The sequence below is a fragment of the Blastomonas sp. genome, assembly GCF_041747255.1.
Classification (GTDB): Bacteria; Pseudomonadota; Alphaproteobacteria; order Sphingomonadales; family Sphingomonadaceae; genus Blastomonas.
This window is the reverse complement of sequence record NZ_JBGTFM010000361.1, coordinates 1-14751: the sequence shown is the minus strand read 5'-3', so window position 1 is coordinate 14751 and position 14751 is coordinate 1. Positions and strand designations below refer to the sequence as shown.

At 58.7% G+C, this 14751-nt stretch carries 12 protein-coding genes, 1 tRNA gene and 1 pseudogene; 2 read left to right on the top strand and 12 right to left on the bottom strand.

From position 1 onward, the window contains the following. Window positions 1-420: 420 nt before the first annotated feature. The 9 genes from ACEW8G_RS12350 to ACEW8G_RS12310 form a co-directional block, all read right to left on the bottom strand. A complete protein-coding gene (locus tag ACEW8G_RS12350) occupies window positions 421-1251 on the bottom strand; it encodes a hypothetical protein (RefSeq protein ID WP_373488714.1) in 831 nt (276 codons plus the stop codon). 13 nt (window positions 1252-1264) lie between these two features. Then, on the bottom strand, window positions 1265-2107 hold the full coding sequence (cdd, locus tag ACEW8G_RS12345; RefSeq protein ID WP_373488713.1) for a cytidine deaminase: 843 nt from the start codon (window positions 2105-2107) through the stop codon (window positions 1265-1267). Continuing rightward, window positions 2104-3507: a Dyp-type peroxidase gene (locus ACEW8G_RS12340; protein WP_373488712.1), complete on the bottom strand. Its 1404-nt coding sequence runs from the start codon at window positions 3505-3507 to the stop codon at window positions 2104-2106. The genes cdd and ACEW8G_RS12340 overlap by 4 nt, the downstream gene beginning before the upstream one ends. After that, window positions 3504-6104: a pyruvate formate lyase family protein gene (locus tag ACEW8G_RS12335; protein WP_373488711.1), complete on the bottom strand. Its 2601-nt coding sequence runs from the start codon at window positions 6102-6104 to the stop codon at window positions 3504-3506. The genes ACEW8G_RS12340 and ACEW8G_RS12335 overlap by 4 nt, the downstream gene beginning before the upstream one ends. After that, window positions 6101-6466, bottom strand: a complete 366-nt coding sequence (locus ACEW8G_RS12330; protein ID WP_373488710.1) for a VOC family protein — start codon at window positions 6464-6466, stop codon at window positions 6101-6103. Before ACEW8G_RS12330 ends, ACEW8G_RS12335 begins: the two co-directional genes overlap by 4 nt. Before the next feature lie 25 nt (window positions 6467-6491). Next, on the bottom strand, window positions 6492-8207 hold the full coding sequence (locus ACEW8G_RS12325; protein ID WP_373488709.1) for a phospholipase D-like domain-containing protein: 1716 nt from the start codon (window positions 8205-8207) through the stop codon (window positions 6492-6494). A 168-nt stretch (window positions 8208-8375) separates the two neighbouring features. After that, window positions 8376-9419, bottom strand: coding sequence for an endonuclease/exonuclease/phosphatase family protein (locus ACEW8G_RS12320; protein WP_373488708.1), 1044 nt, complete (start codon window positions 9417-9419; stop codon window positions 8376-8378). Between the two features lie 56 nt (window positions 9420-9475). Further along, window positions 9476-10330: a hypothetical protein gene (locus ACEW8G_RS12315; RefSeq protein WP_373488707.1), complete on the bottom strand. Its 855-nt coding sequence runs from the start codon at window positions 10328-10330 to the stop codon at window positions 9476-9478. Further along, complete coding sequence (locus ACEW8G_RS12310) at window positions 10327-11652, bottom strand: AAA family ATPase (RefSeq protein WP_373488715.1); 1326 nt, start codon at window positions 11650-11652, stop codon at window positions 10327-10329. Before ACEW8G_RS12310 ends, ACEW8G_RS12315 begins: the two co-directional genes overlap by 4 nt. Window positions 11653-12144: 492 nt before the next feature. Here ACEW8G_RS12310 and ACEW8G_RS12305 point away from each other — a divergent pair, with 492 nt between their 5' ends. Then, the gene (locus ACEW8G_RS12305) at window positions 12145-12507 is read left to right on the top strand and encodes a hypothetical protein (RefSeq protein ID WP_373488706.1); all 363 of its coding nucleotides are present in this window, start codon (window positions 12145-12147) and stop codon (window positions 12505-12507) included. 280 nt (window positions 12508-12787) lie between these two features. On the opposite strand, the gene ACEW8G_RS12300 is transcribed toward ACEW8G_RS12305, so the two are convergent. Next, a tRNA-Trp gene (locus ACEW8G_RS12300) sits at window positions 12788-12863 on the bottom strand. An 89-nt stretch (window positions 12864-12952) separates the two neighbouring features. On the opposite strand from ACEW8G_RS12300, the gene aat reads away from it, so the two are divergent. After that, complete coding sequence (gene aat, locus ACEW8G_RS12295) at window positions 12953-13774, top strand: leucyl/phenylalanyl-tRNA--protein transferase (RefSeq protein ID WP_373488705.1); 822 nt, start codon at window positions 12953-12955, stop codon at window positions 13772-13774. A 35-nt stretch (window positions 13775-13809) separates the two neighbouring features. Here aat and ACEW8G_RS12290 read toward each other — a convergent pair. Beyond that, window positions 13810-13992 (bottom strand): annotated as a pseudogene (locus ACEW8G_RS12290) (DUF2155 domain-containing protein); the annotation flags it as partial. Between the two features lie 257 nt (window positions 13993-14249). Then, a complete protein-coding gene (locus ACEW8G_RS12285; protein WP_373488704.1) occupies window positions 14250-14645 on the bottom strand; it encodes an NADH:ubiquinone oxidoreductase subunit NDUFA12 in 396 nt (131 codons plus the stop codon). Window positions 14646-14751: the final 106 nt, after the last annotated feature.

The following is a 14751-nucleotide window of genomic DNA, read 5'->3' as shown; positions in this document are numbered from 1 at the left end:
TCAATCGCCGCCAAAACGCGAACCCGCAAATCCATCGAAAGAGCCATCCATGCTGGCCTCCTTCACCAGCATGGATTCTGAATCACACATCAGTCGCGCTGGGAATCCCCTTCCGATTCAGCTCGGTCGAAAATCGCTCTAATCGCTAAGGTTGTACTACCCAACCCTGGAGCACGCAGGTCTGGAGATTTCCACCTTGCTCAAACCCGGTGGGCTGATTGCAGCGGCTGATCCGGCAAGCTTTATCGGGGGGGGGGGGGGGGGAGGCGATTGCGCTGTGCGGTTGCTCGTCGTCGTATTGTCTACGGCGGGCCTCCAGCAGTTCGCAAACATCTTGTTGCGACAAGAAGCAGTGAGCGTTCATGCATCACAAACCAAAGGATGCACGTGGCTCAACTGAATCCTTTAATTAACTACTTGTCACTCTCCAGCGCGATAGACTCCGGGAAACGGCTTGCCGACCACCGGATAATCGGCGGGGAACACCTCCAGCTTCACGTGTTCGTCCTTGTGGGTATCAATCACGAAAAAGCGCATGTGCAGGTAGCGCTTCTTGCAATCGCACATGGCCTTCACAATCAAATCGACATTCATCGGATCATCGTCCGACATGCCGAACCGGTGCGGTTTGTCTCTGCCGAAGTCCTGCGCCGCCTGGTCGACAAACCGGTTGATGGCAACGCGCTTCAAGTCGGAGGTTACATCCTTGCCCGCATCGAACCGTGCCTTCGCCGCAGTTGGCAAGCCGGTGACCAGATCGGTCTTCATTGCAGCATTGTTTACCGCGTAGATGCCGAGGTAGAGCGGCTCTGCCTCCAGCAGCTTTGCTTCAACGAGCACCCGGATCGCAGCTTTAATCGTGTCGGCGCTGTGGCTACGCGCAGTGACAATGGCTGTCGGGCGCTGCTTGGCGCAGGCGTATTGCAACAGCGGCCACGAAGGCGCCTGCCATGCCGTTCCGCCAGACCCGATCGCCTCCCGCACGTCGGCAACCAGTGATTGTTCCTCGCCCGGTTGGAGCGAGCCCGGATCACGGTCGCCAAAATTGCTGTAAGTATCAGAAAATTGCTCGTAATCCGCCCATTCACCGGGGCTTCCCAGACTGTTGCGGATTTCAGCAAAAGTATGGGTAAACACTTCTTTAATGGAACCATCTATCCGGTTACGCACCCGCACCTTGGTGCCGAGAAACATGATGTTGTCATCGAAATCGAAGAAGTAGAAGCTGGTTCCGTGATCGGTGGTGGTCATCGGTTTCTCCTGGTCAAAGCGCAAGCTGGAAGAGAGCAGGTTCGACTTTGCTGCCCATGGCCGCCAGCATCTTGCGCGCAGCTTCGGCGTGATCGACCGCCTGCGGCGCAAGCTGCGCCACGGCCGCAGCGCGAATCTCATGCCAGTCGCGCCCAGCCATCGTGAGCGCTATCAAAGCTGTCTGGGCGGGGGAGAGGCTGGGATTGAATGCAGCATTCTCGATATAGGTGCCGCTCCAGACGCTGCCATCGGCAAGCTCCAGCGCGCAGCCACCGGCCGCTCTGGTATAGGGGGCATAGCTGGTGCAAGCGGCCGCGACAGCCTGTGCCCCGAGCGAGCCCGCGACAGGAGGCGGCGAGACCGCCACGTGCAGCGGCAGTGGCGTCTGCCGCAGCAAGCCGGCTGTAACACCCAGATCATCAGGTCCAAACGAATCCGGCAGGAATTCGACGAGCCGGTAAGGGGCCGGGCGTTCAAGCCACAGATCGAGCGCGCCGAAATCGGCCAGTTCGCGGAGGAATTGGCGGCAGGAACCGCAAGGCGCGGCGGAGATTGCGATCGCGGCCAGGGCGGTCTCGCCATGCGCCATGGCACTGACCACGACCGACTGTTCGGCATGGACTGTGTGGCACAGTTCCCGCCCTGCGAATTCGATGTTGGCGCCAAGATAGATTGCGCCACTCGCCCCCAGGCCAACTGCGCCGACCTGATAATTCGACAAGTGTGGGCGCGAAAGCAATTTGGCGCGGTCGATCTGTGTGCGCAGATAGGCGCCTACGCTCAGCCCGGAGCTTGCGATCAGGGTGCGTGCGGTCGCGGGATCGGCATATCCGCCGGCAAAGGGATCGGCGGTCATAGTAAGGGCAAGGCTTCAAACAGAGTGGCGCCGAAATAATCACCCTCGCACCGCAGGCCGGCAGGACAGAAATAGTAACCGCCATCAACCGTTGACAGAACTCCTGATGCATACAGCGCGTCGATTCCGGTTCCGGGCACGGGAAAGTCGGGGTTCATCTGCCACATGTTGGCCACATGCTCGAACTGCTGCTGGATCGATTTCATGAAGGCAACGAACTGCAACCCGTTACAGGTCGTGCCCGTGTCTGGATCAAGCCCATCGAAAAACGGATAGGGCCGCCGCACGAAACGCCGCTCAAGATCGCTCATCCCGAACAGGTCCGCCTCAGACCGCCGCGGTTGGACCTTGCGCACGTGCGCAGTGAGCGGACCGTCCCGCTCGTCTGCCGGGTCGGGATAGACCGGGGTCATCCCGTCAGCCCCTGCGACCTCGCGCGACAGCGGCGCGCCAGACGTCTTGTGCCGCCCGATGTGGGCTTCCTGCGTCTTTTCGTCGAGCACCTCCCATTTCGGCATGTGCTCGCGGATCTTGCGATAGACGAGATAGCTGCCGTTGACGCACCAGTCCGGTTCGTTGTCGGTTTCCTCGACATAGACAAACCTGAACAGGTCGTCCCTGCCCATTTGGACATTGTCGATCCCGTCATCGAACCGCAGGAACTCGCGCTTGTCTTTGCGCGCAAAGCCTTGTTCAATCGACATAAAGTGCATCAGGTTGCGATCCGGGCCAACGTGCGGATGTGCCTTGCGGAAGCGCTGGTTGAAGAATTCAACGAAGAAGCGCGTCGTCGCAATGTTGACATAGGGATGATCGCTGCACACCGAAATGAGCAGGTCTGAACCACTGGCCGCCGGATCAAAGTCGGGGGCATCGCCGGGAAAGGATGGCATCTGCTTGAGGTATCGCGGCCTTAAGGTGCGCAAACCGAAACGGTCCTCCCCTTGTGCATCGACGAACAGCGATGCGCCGAATGCCAGCGTGACTGTGACGCGGTAGCTGGTCGGCACCTGCTCAAGCACCGCGACGCGTGACTGCGAAGGCTTGAGCTGCATTTCCTCGACTGCGAATTCGGTCAGCATTTTGAGAACGGCGATCAGCTCCGCCCGGTCACTCGACAGGACATTCGCCCGGATCAGCGTCAGGTTGCTCTGCCGCGCGGTCCGCCCGGCATAGTCGGAGGCATATTGCGCGCGGAGCTTGACTTCCTCCGGCGGGGGCGGCGAGCCGTCAGCCAGTCGCTCGGAAACAGCAAGCCGGCCAAGCAACTCGGCAATCCGGCGGATGTTCATCTTCCCGTCGAAATCGACCGGCCACAGCGGATCGGTGATGCCGTTCTGATACGGCGTGCCATAGATCGGATCAGGCAAAGGCACGATCATGGTGTTAAAATCGCTCATCGGGCACTCTCCTTGCCCACCGGATAGATCGGACGTCTGCGATGCTGGCGCTTGTGGTCAGCAAACAACACGCTGTAGAACTCGGTCCAGCCGCCCATCCGCACACGCAGCAGATCGTAGTCAAGCGGCGCCTTCTCGGCTGCGGCGAGGGTTTGCGGGCTGGCTGTGGTTACGGTCATGATCGAGCTGCCACGCCCTTGGGCAAAAGCGCTGATCGCGTCGGTCAGCTCAGTGAGTGACGTGCCTTCAGCGATGTTGAAATCGGACGGTGCTCCGTCGGACAGCCGCGTTATCGAAGGATGGTTCCACGAAGCAAACGCTGTTTCCATCGGCGAGACTTCAAGCGCCTCCGGCACTTCCATATCCTGCGGGTATGGTGCGGCGGAAAGGTCCGTTGCCAGCGGCGCTCCGGCGCGGCGTCCATCAGGCGTCGCTCCGCTGAAACTGCCGCCGAAATTGTACTGCTCGAATGTGCCGACGCCAGGCGTAACGACCAGATTGAACGGCTTGTCAGACCCCGCAAAATCCCGCTCGATCCGGGCGAATTCCCCTTGGTGCATAGGGTGCCTGAGCGCCTTGTCGATGCTGTCGGTGAAGGTATCAATCAACCACCAAGCATGGCGGTCAACCTCGGCATTGCCATAGCCGAACTTGGCCTGCGCCTTACATAACGTGCGCAGGCCCTGCGCCCGTGCCTGCGTAACCTTTCGCCCGATAATGTCTGTGCGGTTACCCCAGTCCGATCGCAGACATGCCACCAGTTCGTCCAGCGACATGACTCGCTGTTCGAAGACCAATTCCTTGATCACATGCAGCGAATCCGCAACAGTGCTGATCCCTGTCATCAACGGGGCAAACATGTGATAGCGAGCCCCTCCGTCGTAAAAGTCGCGCCCGCGTTCAACACAGCCGCGAACCATGGCCGACAGGAGCGGTGTCGGGCAGATCGCCGCCTTGGCGCCGTAAGCACGCAGAAAGCCAGAAATCTGTCGGTTCGTGTTTAGCCAGATATGTTCGGCCATGATCTCCGACAGCTGGCCAAACGAAGTGATCTGTGACGCTGGGACGGTTCGGTAGCTGCCTTTTGTCCCGCGAAGGAAAGTACCGCCCGATGCGCCGAAGCCGGCGCCGCCATTGAGCGCCTTTTCCAGCACGTCGACACCGGGGATGTAGATGAAGCTGAACTCGGTCTCGCCCGGAAAGATCGTTTCATAGCACCCGTCACAGGCATAATTGCGCGCACTGGCAAGCTCGACATCGACGCCCGGCCCCGCTGAATTCTTAAGCGCACCGATCAGCTTGTCGTCGTTGAGCAGCACAGGATGGGCCCCGCCGCTCAGCAACGCCCTAGCCGCCAGTTCGAGCACGTCTGCAGGCGTTTTACTGTGCACCCGCAGGTCCAGCGTCGGGCAATTCAATGGCAGCCTGCGCGCGGCGTGCAAACACAGCCGGGTCACATCGTTGCAGGCGTCCTGCGCTTCAGCATCGTTGTTGGCGATGACCCCACCGACCGTGACTTGCTGCATCCATTGGTTGGTGAGTGCGCCTTGATCGAAATTGCTTGCCCCGCCTGCCCCCATAAGCGCGCCATCGGCCTGTGAGAAGCGATCCTCAATCATTCGGTTGTCGAGTGTTACCCGCTGGTCGAGCTTGACCCAGAAGCAGTCGATCACGGTTTGCGCAGCGCCGCTGCTTAGCTCCTCGTTGGTCAGGAAGGGTTGCAGAATCTGGTCAAGCCGTCCGAGCGACGTCAGCTCCCCGGTCCAGTGCAGCGCGCAGTTCATCAGGTAGATGCACTGCACCGCGTCGGTGAAGCTCTGGCAGGGTTGGGCGGGGATCCGGCGCAGCCGCTCGGCCGCGGCTTCCATCCCTTCCACGCGTTCAGCGAAGATCGCGGCCTGAGGATGGTCCGGCATGGCCTCAAGCGCGGTGCGAAACCGCGCAGCGACCCGATCCGCAGCGCCAGCATGATTTTTCGCGTAACGAATGACCCCTTCGAGCACGGTGATGACCGAGGTGTAGAACGACGTCGCTCGATCGGTGCTGGCCGCAGCGCGCCGCGTGGTACATTCCGCAATGATATCGGCCAGCCCACGCCTGACCACCCGTTCGTGATCGGGGCAGATGTGGCCGAAGTTGGACCATTGGTTGAGAAATCCGGACTCGAATGCCAGCCTCTCGTCTTCATCGTCGCGGTGGTCCTTGAAATAGGCCATCAACTCCTTGCCCTGGCCCACTGAATAGGGCGGCATGGTGCCGACAATCAGTTCATCGGGATCGATCTCGAACAGCCCGTGGCGCCGGCCCCACTCGCCCGACAGCATGTCGAGCGTGCGGGCCATGGCCAAGCCCCGCCGTTCGGCAAGCGGCAGTTCCATTGCCTGCTCGCCATCGTGATCGCGGATATGGCCGAAGCTGTCAAAAGGGGGAAACGCCTGCTGGCTGCGCCATCCCTCAAACATGTTGAGCATCAACCGATTGACGCGCGGCGCGGGGCAGTCCTCGTGCCCGGGGGGCAGGTTCTGCAAGTGGCGCCAGTAAGCCAGAATGTTGTGATGCATCGGCACGATATCAGCCTTGTCCGTGGCAGTGCTCATGACAGCACCTCTGCCAGGGTCACGGCATTTCCATCGGGATCACGCACAATAGCGATGCGGACATGCTCATAGTTCAGGACATCGCCCTCAATCGTGCAGCCGCGCGTGCTGAGCGTTGTAATGGCCTCTTCCATGGTGCCGCTGACATGCAGCTCGACGTTAATCGCGCCCTGCGATCCAGCCGCGACTGTCTCCGGCGGACGGGCCATGTGCAGTCCGATCACCAGCCCCGGCCCTGCCACGAATTCGGCCCAATCGCTGTCGATCCGCACCCGCATTTCGAGGCAGAGCACATCGCGGTAAAAGGCGACTGCGCGGTTGAAGTCGGAGACATAGATCGAGGCAACCCCGCCTTTGATCATAGCAGTTCCCTCCCTTGGGATTTCATCAGGCAAACAGTTTGCGTTCCAGATACTTGCGCGAGGAAGGGTCGTAGTAACTGGCCACCCATGTGTCGTTCGGGGCAAGATAGAAGCTGGTATCAGCGACTTTTGCCTTGCCTCGCATGCGCTGCTTGGCGACCGTTTGGCGGAAGTAGAAATGATCAAACAACCGCATGAATTCGCCAAGGAAAATATCGGCCAGATCGGTACTGCCGTGCACGATGACCATGTTCTCATCGTTATTGGTGGTGGAGGCTGCACTGAAGTTGGCCGAGCCTGACACGACCGTGGGGCTGGCGGTAATGGCATCGGTGAACATGTATTTGGTATGGAGATATTTGACATGGGTGTTGAGGCCAGTCAGCTCTTCCTTCAGCCAGCGGTGCAGTTCGCCGCCGACCGCGTCGTTACCGGCCATGTTGAGCACAGATCCCACAGCGATACGATTGTTGGCAACTTTCCGGATGTCGCCGAAAATGTCGAACTGGCTGCGTGGGCTGGGGTTGGTCGGCGTCGGTTTCGCCGCCCGCTTGCTGCCTTCAGATTCGACCATGATAAAGCGCAGGAAATCGCTTTCACGCAGCAGGATCGGGGCCAGCGCCGAACTGATCCCGAACGCGGCCGTGAAGCCGAGAGTCTGAGTGGCCGCCCCCATCCGCTCGCCATACCATTCAAGCGCGCCCAGATCATTGCGCGGGCTGAACAGGACAGTGATGCCATTGGCCGCCGGTTCACCGACCGGATTGGGCTGCGCTGCGGTGTTGGTCGCAGCAAACTGACGGATCGGCGGATCCTTGCTCAACCGTTCCCAGTAATCGAGAAATTGCTGCGCCACATCTTCATTGCGGATGATGTGCCCGACGTTAGACTGACCGAAGATTCCCGCAGCAGTTAAGTTGGTCGATCCGGTCCAGACCTCCACTGGCTTGCCATTGTGCAACAGCACGATGAACTTGTTGTGCGATATGGCACTGCCCACGGTGCGCGGGATCATCAGGTCGCCAATCCCTGCTGCCTCGATTGCCCGCTCCGAGGCTTCCCACGGTCCGCGCTTGCGTCGATCGTAGATGATCTTGACGTCGGCGACCTTGCCTGCCTTGCCCAATGCTTCGAGCACTGGCGCATAGCTGAATTCGTAGACCGCCGCACGCAGAGAATACTCTGGGCTGCTGGCCTGCGCAATGAAGGCTAAAATAGCCTCCTCCAGTCCGCGTGATAGCCACCTCCATGCCTCAGCCTGCTTCGACGGGTCGGCAATCTTGTCGGGCGGTATGTTGCCGAACTTGCGCGCATAGGCCTGGCTGCCGGCGGCTCCGCGATTGAAGAAAATGGCGTGCTCGCCCAGATCCTCGCTCAAGGTCGAAATGTCGACCGAGACCGCCGGGCCATCAGTCATGTTCTCTGGCGTGCCATATTTCGGCACCGCTGTGTAGGTGGAATCATGTTCGGGTTTGGCTGTATAATCCCCCCATGAAAATGCCTGCACCGGATGATCCTGCGACGAAACAAGCGAGCCGGGAGGCGGGTTGGGATCGGTGGCGGCAAAGGTACGAAAAGTACGCAGCCAGTATTCTTCACTCTCGGTCTTGTCTTGGCGATGGACCGCGAAACCGAGCAGCCCGTCACGCCCTGCCTCCTCTACATCGAAGCCGAGAAAGACCACGTTTGTGCCACTGATTGCGTTGACCGAGACACCATTGCTACTGGAGCGCTGCCGCATACCATCTCCTCGAGGTAGACGACAAGACAAATTCGAAGCAGGTGACCGTGGTCAGTTGTTCGCGCGCCGTCAGTGATGCAAAGATGCGACTCCGTTGTTAGGCGTGAGACTAACATATGTTTTGATATGCACAACGGATGATAGCCAGCGTCACGCAATTTTCTTGGGTCAACCAAGAATTCGTTCAAGATAATCTTCAGTAAAGTCGATTTCGAGCTCGACCCATAGCGGCAGGTGGTCCGACATTTGCCAGGTTCGCCATTGCTGGAAGTACTCCGCGCGCGTTAGCTTGCGATCGTTGTGGGGCCAGTTCATCGTCTCATCCCAGCTTTGCATGGGCCTGCCGGTTGCCTCCGCAATGTGATAGTAGTCCTGCCAGCTGTCATCAGGGAATACCGCATCGAACATCCGGAATGCGCCAGAATTGGGGGAGCTTGGTCCCAGCTTGAGCTCACCTTCCTTGATCTTGAAAGCGATCTGATCGTAAGCCTTGGTTTTGCTGATGTCGCTGAGGTGATCCAGCGGCACAGTCCAGCCATGATCGTCCAGCGGCTTGAACGTGGCATCGGAGCGGCTCAGGATATTGAAATCGCCCAGTAGGATGATGTTCTCGCCGGTCCGCTCGACCCGATCGGAGAGGTTCCCGGCGATTTCGTCGATCTCTTTGATCCGCTTGGCCGTATTGCGGTAATCGCCATAGAGAATATGCACGGTGCAAAGCGAAAACTTGAACCAACCTGACTGGAAGGCAGCGTAGTAAGGCGGGCGCACCAGCTGACGGGGTGCATCGGTGACGATCTGCCCGGCGACGTTTTTGAAGCGGACCTTGCTCTTGTCATAGATGAAGGTCATCCGCTCCTCGTTGCCCGCCTTGCCGGGGGCAACGTCGGTGGTCATGTATTCCCATGACGGGCCAAGGATTCGCATCAGGTGCTCAAGCGCCTCGAGCGAGTTTACTTCCTGCACTGCGACCAGGTCGAAACCCGAAATAATCTCGGCGATGTAAAAATAGGATTCCTCCAGCCGGGGGCCAGGCTGGTTAAGTCCACTTTCCGCTCGCTTGTCCTCGTTGCCAAAATCGCGAATGTTCCAAGTGGCCAGGAGCAGCGTGTTCTTCAGAGTGCGCTGTGGCAGATCGCGCTCTTTCTGCGCGCGGATCGCCCGGATGCCGGCGATCGTACGGCTACGCGATTCAGCGTCCCATTGTCGCAAGGGGCTGTAGAATGGCATCGGCGTTCAATCCTCTCAGGACAATTTAAGGGTAGTACTCACGGCAGCCCCACTCCTCCTTCGAGGTAACGGATCATGGCGGCATATTCGCTGTTCGGCTTGATCAATGTTGCGATCAGCTCTTCTGTCTGGACGCGAACGGGATGCCCGTCCGGCAGGGCGGCGACATTCGCTTTGAACACTTTGTAGAAGACATAGCGCTGGCATCGGCGCCGCCGCAGATCTGGGCGGTTGATTCCGTAGATCCGTTCGCAGGCATTGAGTATGGCTGGGGCCGAGGCAACGCCGTGTCGGGCCGTCACCCACACCTCACCGATTGCCTCCATCACCTCCCACTCGAAGTAGTCCTCCGGGTTGTCGAAATAGGGATTCGGGATTAGCGGTTTCTCGGCCCTGTGCGCTTCTGCGAAAGCAGTTACCGCTGACCCGTCGAGCGGATCAGGGATTGCAGTAAGTGCCAGATCGGCCAGGTCAACATCGCTGATGTCAGAGGAGAGCCCCGGCGGAGGCAAGGCTATGCCATCGCTCCCCCGTTCGAACTGCGCACCCTTGAAGCGCTGGTTGCAGATTGCGCAGGAGGCGAGGTAATTGTCATAGACATAGGCCAACCACCAGTAGACCGACTTGGGTCGGTAATGCTCTACATCGCCAAAAGCTACCGCCACCATGCTCGTCTCGCAATATGCGCACTTGCCATGCGTTTCCTTGAGCAGTTGGTCCTTGGTAACGGACCAGTTCGACTGAATTGTCGGCTTGACCTTCTCGATCGCGATGCCGTTCTGCAACTGCTTGCGGACATCCTTCATCAGAGCGATCAAGCGATTGCGCGGCGTGTCCCCGCGAAAGGACGAAGGGATCGCGGCCTGGGTCCTCTCGCGCAAAAGGGCGATCACGGCTCGCCCGCTCCTGCTGCCAAAATCTGGCGCATCAACACCTGTTGTTCGGGAGTGAGCACCGGCAAGGCATGCTCGTCCATCGGCATTTGGTCGATAGTGGCTTCGATGGCGGCCATGCGCGCGACATCGTCGTCTGCTTGTGCGGCGTCTGGTTGCGCAGCCTTGTCTCGGAGGCCGCGATATTCGCTTTTCATGCGCTCGACTTCCAGCGACTCGTCGCTCATTCGCCCGAATGCTTCGGTCGCCAGCAACTGGTGCAGCAGCAATTTGCCCGGGTCGGACGCGAACTGTTCAATTACCGGGCCAAGTTCCCGGCGCACACAATAATGCAGCGCGCCCTCAGGTGACTGCTGTGCAGTTACCAACGAATGAGTCGTCACCAGCAACTGCATGCGCGGCAAGCGCTGATCGAGGAAATCGAGCAGGCGCCGCTGCCATCTGGGATGCAGGTGCAGGTCGATCTCGTCGATGATCAGCAAGCCGCGCGCGTTGAGCGGATTGGTGTAATCGTCGAAGGTCAAGGTTATCTGATAGAGCAGATCACCGACCCAGGCGGCAACGTTCTGATAGCCATCGCTCAGCTGGGCCAGCGGCACCATACCGTCCGGTGTATCGAAGACCAACATTCCGGCCTGTTTGTCGATGTGGGCGAAATGGATTTCCGGGAGGAAGTCGCTAAGCACCTGCTTGATCATACCATCTTGCGTGCCATCGCTGCGGTAATCGAGCTCCATCGCCCATTTTTCCAGCGGGTTTAGTTCAGCATGACGGTCAAACAGTGAGGCAACGCTACGGGCCCGGACATTGCGGAACGGTCTGGTCACGCCAACCTGACGGCTCGCACTCAGACGCCGCGAGGCACCGTAACCAAACATTGGGTAGTTGCGTTGTGCATGCGCCAGAGCATCGTTGAGCGCGACCAGCGTTTTCTGCGAGCGACCGATGAAATCGGAAATCCCTTCGCCGCGGCGAAAATCGAGTGCAATTTGTCGATCGTCGCCCGCTGCAGTCTCAATGACCACTTCTATCCGGGCTTCGTCGCCGGCCGAACCAATCCAGTGCTCAGGGTCGACGATCAGGTCGATCAGGCCATCGGACCCGGCCAGCACCAGCGCAGTCGCTTTGAGTACGGTAGATTTACCGGTGCCATTTTCACCGAGCAAAACAGTCCATTTGCGGTTGGCTTCGCCAGGTGCATCGAATGAAATTCCGGCCTCGCCAAAACAGCGGATGTTTGTCAACGACAATTGCTTCAAGAACATCGAAGTCCGCCTTGCTACCAGCAGCAGGCGTAAAACCTGCCATGAGCACGCCGCCATCTGCACCGACTCGCCCCATCGGGTAGAAGACTAACATAGTTCATGACCAAAGCGTAATACTGACAATAGCAAAACCGCACTATAACTCGCGCTCGCTGCTCCGCTTCACCCCTAAAAGCTGTTCAGCCGATTTTTAAGTTGGACTGATGTGTATATGCGGTGTGGACTGGACACTCGTAACGATGGATTGCTCGGACCGTTGAAATGGTGCTGGTGTTCGTCGGCCTTGATTTATGGACATACTTATACATGGGGCGTAATCGGCATGGATTGCCTGCCCTCGTAGCTGCCCTAAACCCATTCTCCGTCTCGATACATCCCGAGTGGCATGGTTACCTCCATGCTTGCCCCTAGCAATACAGCAAGCGGCGGCAGGATACGACAGGGCTAGCGTGCAACTCAAATCCAGAAACTGCCAATCCCTAAGTTTTCTTGTTTTTTGGCATGATCACGCTAATGTATGATAGGGAAGGTTAAGAGGATTAGTCGGACATGATGGACCAAAAAAAAGAGCAAGATTTTTTTATACTTGCATCGAACGAAGTTATCATACTTGTCGATTCGCAAGAGCCTGAGCAGCTTGGTCCAAACCAACCTCAAAGCAGTACAGCGACAACGAAAAGTATATCCCGGTATTCTTCTGACGGTACCCAAATTAATCCGCGTATTGATATAACAAGACCAACAATAAAAGTTGCTTTAAGAAAATCCGGAAGTGGACAGGTTTCATGTAATCTACAGGGATCCGGAGGAAACTTCAGGTTCACCAAGTCAGGATCGTACTCTGTGCCTGCTGGAAATTATCTGCATTGGGTTGGTAGCGTATTATTTGGTGCTGGATGGATCGAAAGCTAAGTTGAATATTCATGAATATTACATATGCTTTATGTAATTTTACGTGCACGATTGAAGCATCAAACTGTATCACGGTTTCAAGGAATTATGGAAACGCATAAACCCATGCGCACACTCCGGTTTTGTTGCAAATACCAATGACAGCGTCCCACCATCGGGGCGAATGCATTTGCGCTTTGGCTCTTCTCGGCCATCATGTCGGCAAATCTCAAATGTCTGGGCGAAGTGCGTCTTCCTTGCCCATCCAATTGGCAGGCAGGCCGATATTGCACTTGACCGCTGGCAGGAGTGGAGGGATTCGAACCCCCGGCATTCGGTTTTGGAGACCGACGCTCTACCAGCTGAGCTACACTCCTTCACAGGCAGGCGACGCCATTAGCGGCTGGGTGGCGGCTGTGCAAGCACTGGCTTGTTGCCTGTCGCTATAGCGCCTACCTTATGTATCATGCACGGCACCCCCGGCCCGGTCACAATCGATCTCAACATGCTGATGCGCGCCTATGCCATCGGTATCTTCCCGATGGCGGATTCGCGCGACGAGCTCGATGTCTTCTGGGTTGAGCCCGAATGGCGCGCGGTGTTGCCGCTTGAAGGCTTTCACCTCTCCAAATCGCTGAAAAAGGTGATCCGCTCAGACCGTTTTTCGCTGACCTGCAACCGCGCGTTTGCCGATGTGATCACACTGTGTGCTGAATCGGCGCAGGGCCGCGAGCAGACCTGGATCAACCGCACCATCGAAGCGAGCTTTATCGCGCTGCACCGGGCGGGCCTGGCGCACAGCATCGAATGCTGGCAGGACGGCACGCTGGTCGGCGGGCTGTATGGCGTTGAGATTGGCCGCGCGTTCTGCGGCGAAAGCATGTTCAGTCGCGCAACCGATGCCAGCAAGGTGGCAATGGCGTGGCTGGTCGCGGCAATGCGCAACGGCGGGATGACACTGCTCGATTGCCAGTTCATCACCCCGCATCTGGCATCATTGGGCGCGGTGGAAATTCCGCAAGCCGAGTATCTGCGGCAACTAAACGTGGCGATCAGCGATTCGCCCTTTGCCCCGCCCCGCGCGCAGCGACCGCATCCGGTCTCGCCGGGCTTTTATTCGGCGTCGGTGGAAGGTGTCGCCGGGGCGGGGGTAACGTCAGGACTGCTCGCTGGATTTGCCGGTCTGGCAGGCTGGGACGCGGCCGGGCGCGTGGGCGCAGCAGCGTCTGCCACCGGTGCTTCCTCACCGGGAAACTCCATCGCGCAGTTCTTGACCCAGACATCGTAAATCGGGTGTTCGACCACATTGAGCGACGGCGATTCCTTGAACAGCCAGCCGGAAAACACGCGCTTCCACACCGGATCGGCATTGCGCGTCTCGCGGAACTGCACCAGCAACTGCACGAATGCCCCGGTTTCGGGCACCGGCTCCCACGGTGCAGCGCGCTCGCATGCCGACAGCCGCACGATCGCATCGCCGATGCGGCGCGATTCGCCGGGCTTCATCTCGAGGTCGCGGGTCTCCCCGTTGCGTTTGTTGAGGAAGCCGATGGTTGCAACACGGTCGGCCATCGCCGTTGCCTCGCCCTCGACCAAGGGCGCTGCGGCGCGCACCGGCGGCTTGAGCGCCACTTTTCGCGCAGGCGCATCGGGCTTGCCGCTGAATCGCGCGATCAACGTATCGCCGTGATAAACCCAGCCATACACGCCCGCGCCGATCAGCGCGGCAACCACGATCAGGATAGCGATGAGCCGCCCGCGGGTCACGCGTCGGGCGTCCACGCTTCATAATCGCCGGTTGCCGCAGCGCGCTTGCCACCGCGTTCGAGCGAACCTGCGGGGCGATAGGCAGCGGTGGTGCCGGTCAGGTTGGGAACATAGTCCTTTTCCCAAATGCGCGGCGGCGGCAGATGGCTCTCGGGCACTGCGTCATAGCTATTGTGCAGCCAACCATGCCATTCGGCGGGCACCCGGCTGGCATCATTGGGGCCGTTATACAGCACCCAGCGACGTTCTTTCTGACCCTTTTTGGGCTTTGAACGGAAGTAGCGATTGCCCTGATGGTCCTCGCCCACCTTCTCCCCGTTCATCGCGCTGAACAGCAAGGTGCCGACGGTCGCGCCGTCCCACCAGGTGAAGATTTTTCCCAAAAGTCCCATGCCCGCCCGCTTAATGCGTCACGCGCCAAAGGGGAAGATGGTTTTGTGGGCATTCTCATTCCTCCTCGAGCTTGTCTCGGGGAGGAATGTAAGATTACCGCTTGTC

Bases quoted from the DNA above. Each gene is read 5' to 3' on its own strand.
- ACEW8G_RS12350 (WP_373488714.1), bottom strand. From the start codon at position 1,251: ATGACCACCACCGATCACGGAACCAGCTTCTACTTCTTCGATTTCGAT.
- cdd (WP_373488713.1), bottom strand. From the start codon at position 2,107: ATGACCGCCGATCCCTTTGCCGGCGGATATGCCGATCCCGCGACCGCA.
- ACEW8G_RS12340 (WP_373488712.1), bottom strand. From the start codon at position 3,507: ATGAGCGATTTTAACACCATGATCGTGCCTTTGCCTGATCCGATCTAT.
- ACEW8G_RS12335 (WP_373488711.1), bottom strand. From the start codon at position 6,104: ATGAGCACTGCCACGGACAAGGCTGATATCGTGCCGATGCATCACAAC.
- ACEW8G_RS12330 (WP_373488710.1), bottom strand. From the start codon at position 6,466: ATGATCAAAGGCGGGGTTGCCTCGATCTATGTCTCCGACTTCAACCGC.
- ACEW8G_RS12325 (WP_373488709.1), bottom strand. From the start codon at position 8,207: ATGCGGCAGCGCTCCAGTAGCAATGGTGTCTCGGTCAACGCAATCAGT.
- ACEW8G_RS12310 (WP_373488715.1), bottom strand. From the start codon at position 11,652: ATGGCGGCGTGCTCATGGCAGGTTTTACGCCTGCTGCTGGTAGCAAGG.
- ACEW8G_RS12305 (WP_373488706.1), top strand. From the start codon at position 12,145: ATGATGGACCAAAAAAAAGAGCAAGATTTTTTTATACTTGCATCGAAC.
- aat (WP_373488705.1), top strand. From the start codon at position 12,953: ATGCACGGCACCCCCGGCCCGGTCACAATCGATCTCAACATGCTGATG.
- ACEW8G_RS12285 (WP_373488704.1), bottom strand. From the start codon at position 14,645: ATGGGACTTTTGGGAAAAATCTTCACCTGGTGGGACGGCGCGACCGTC.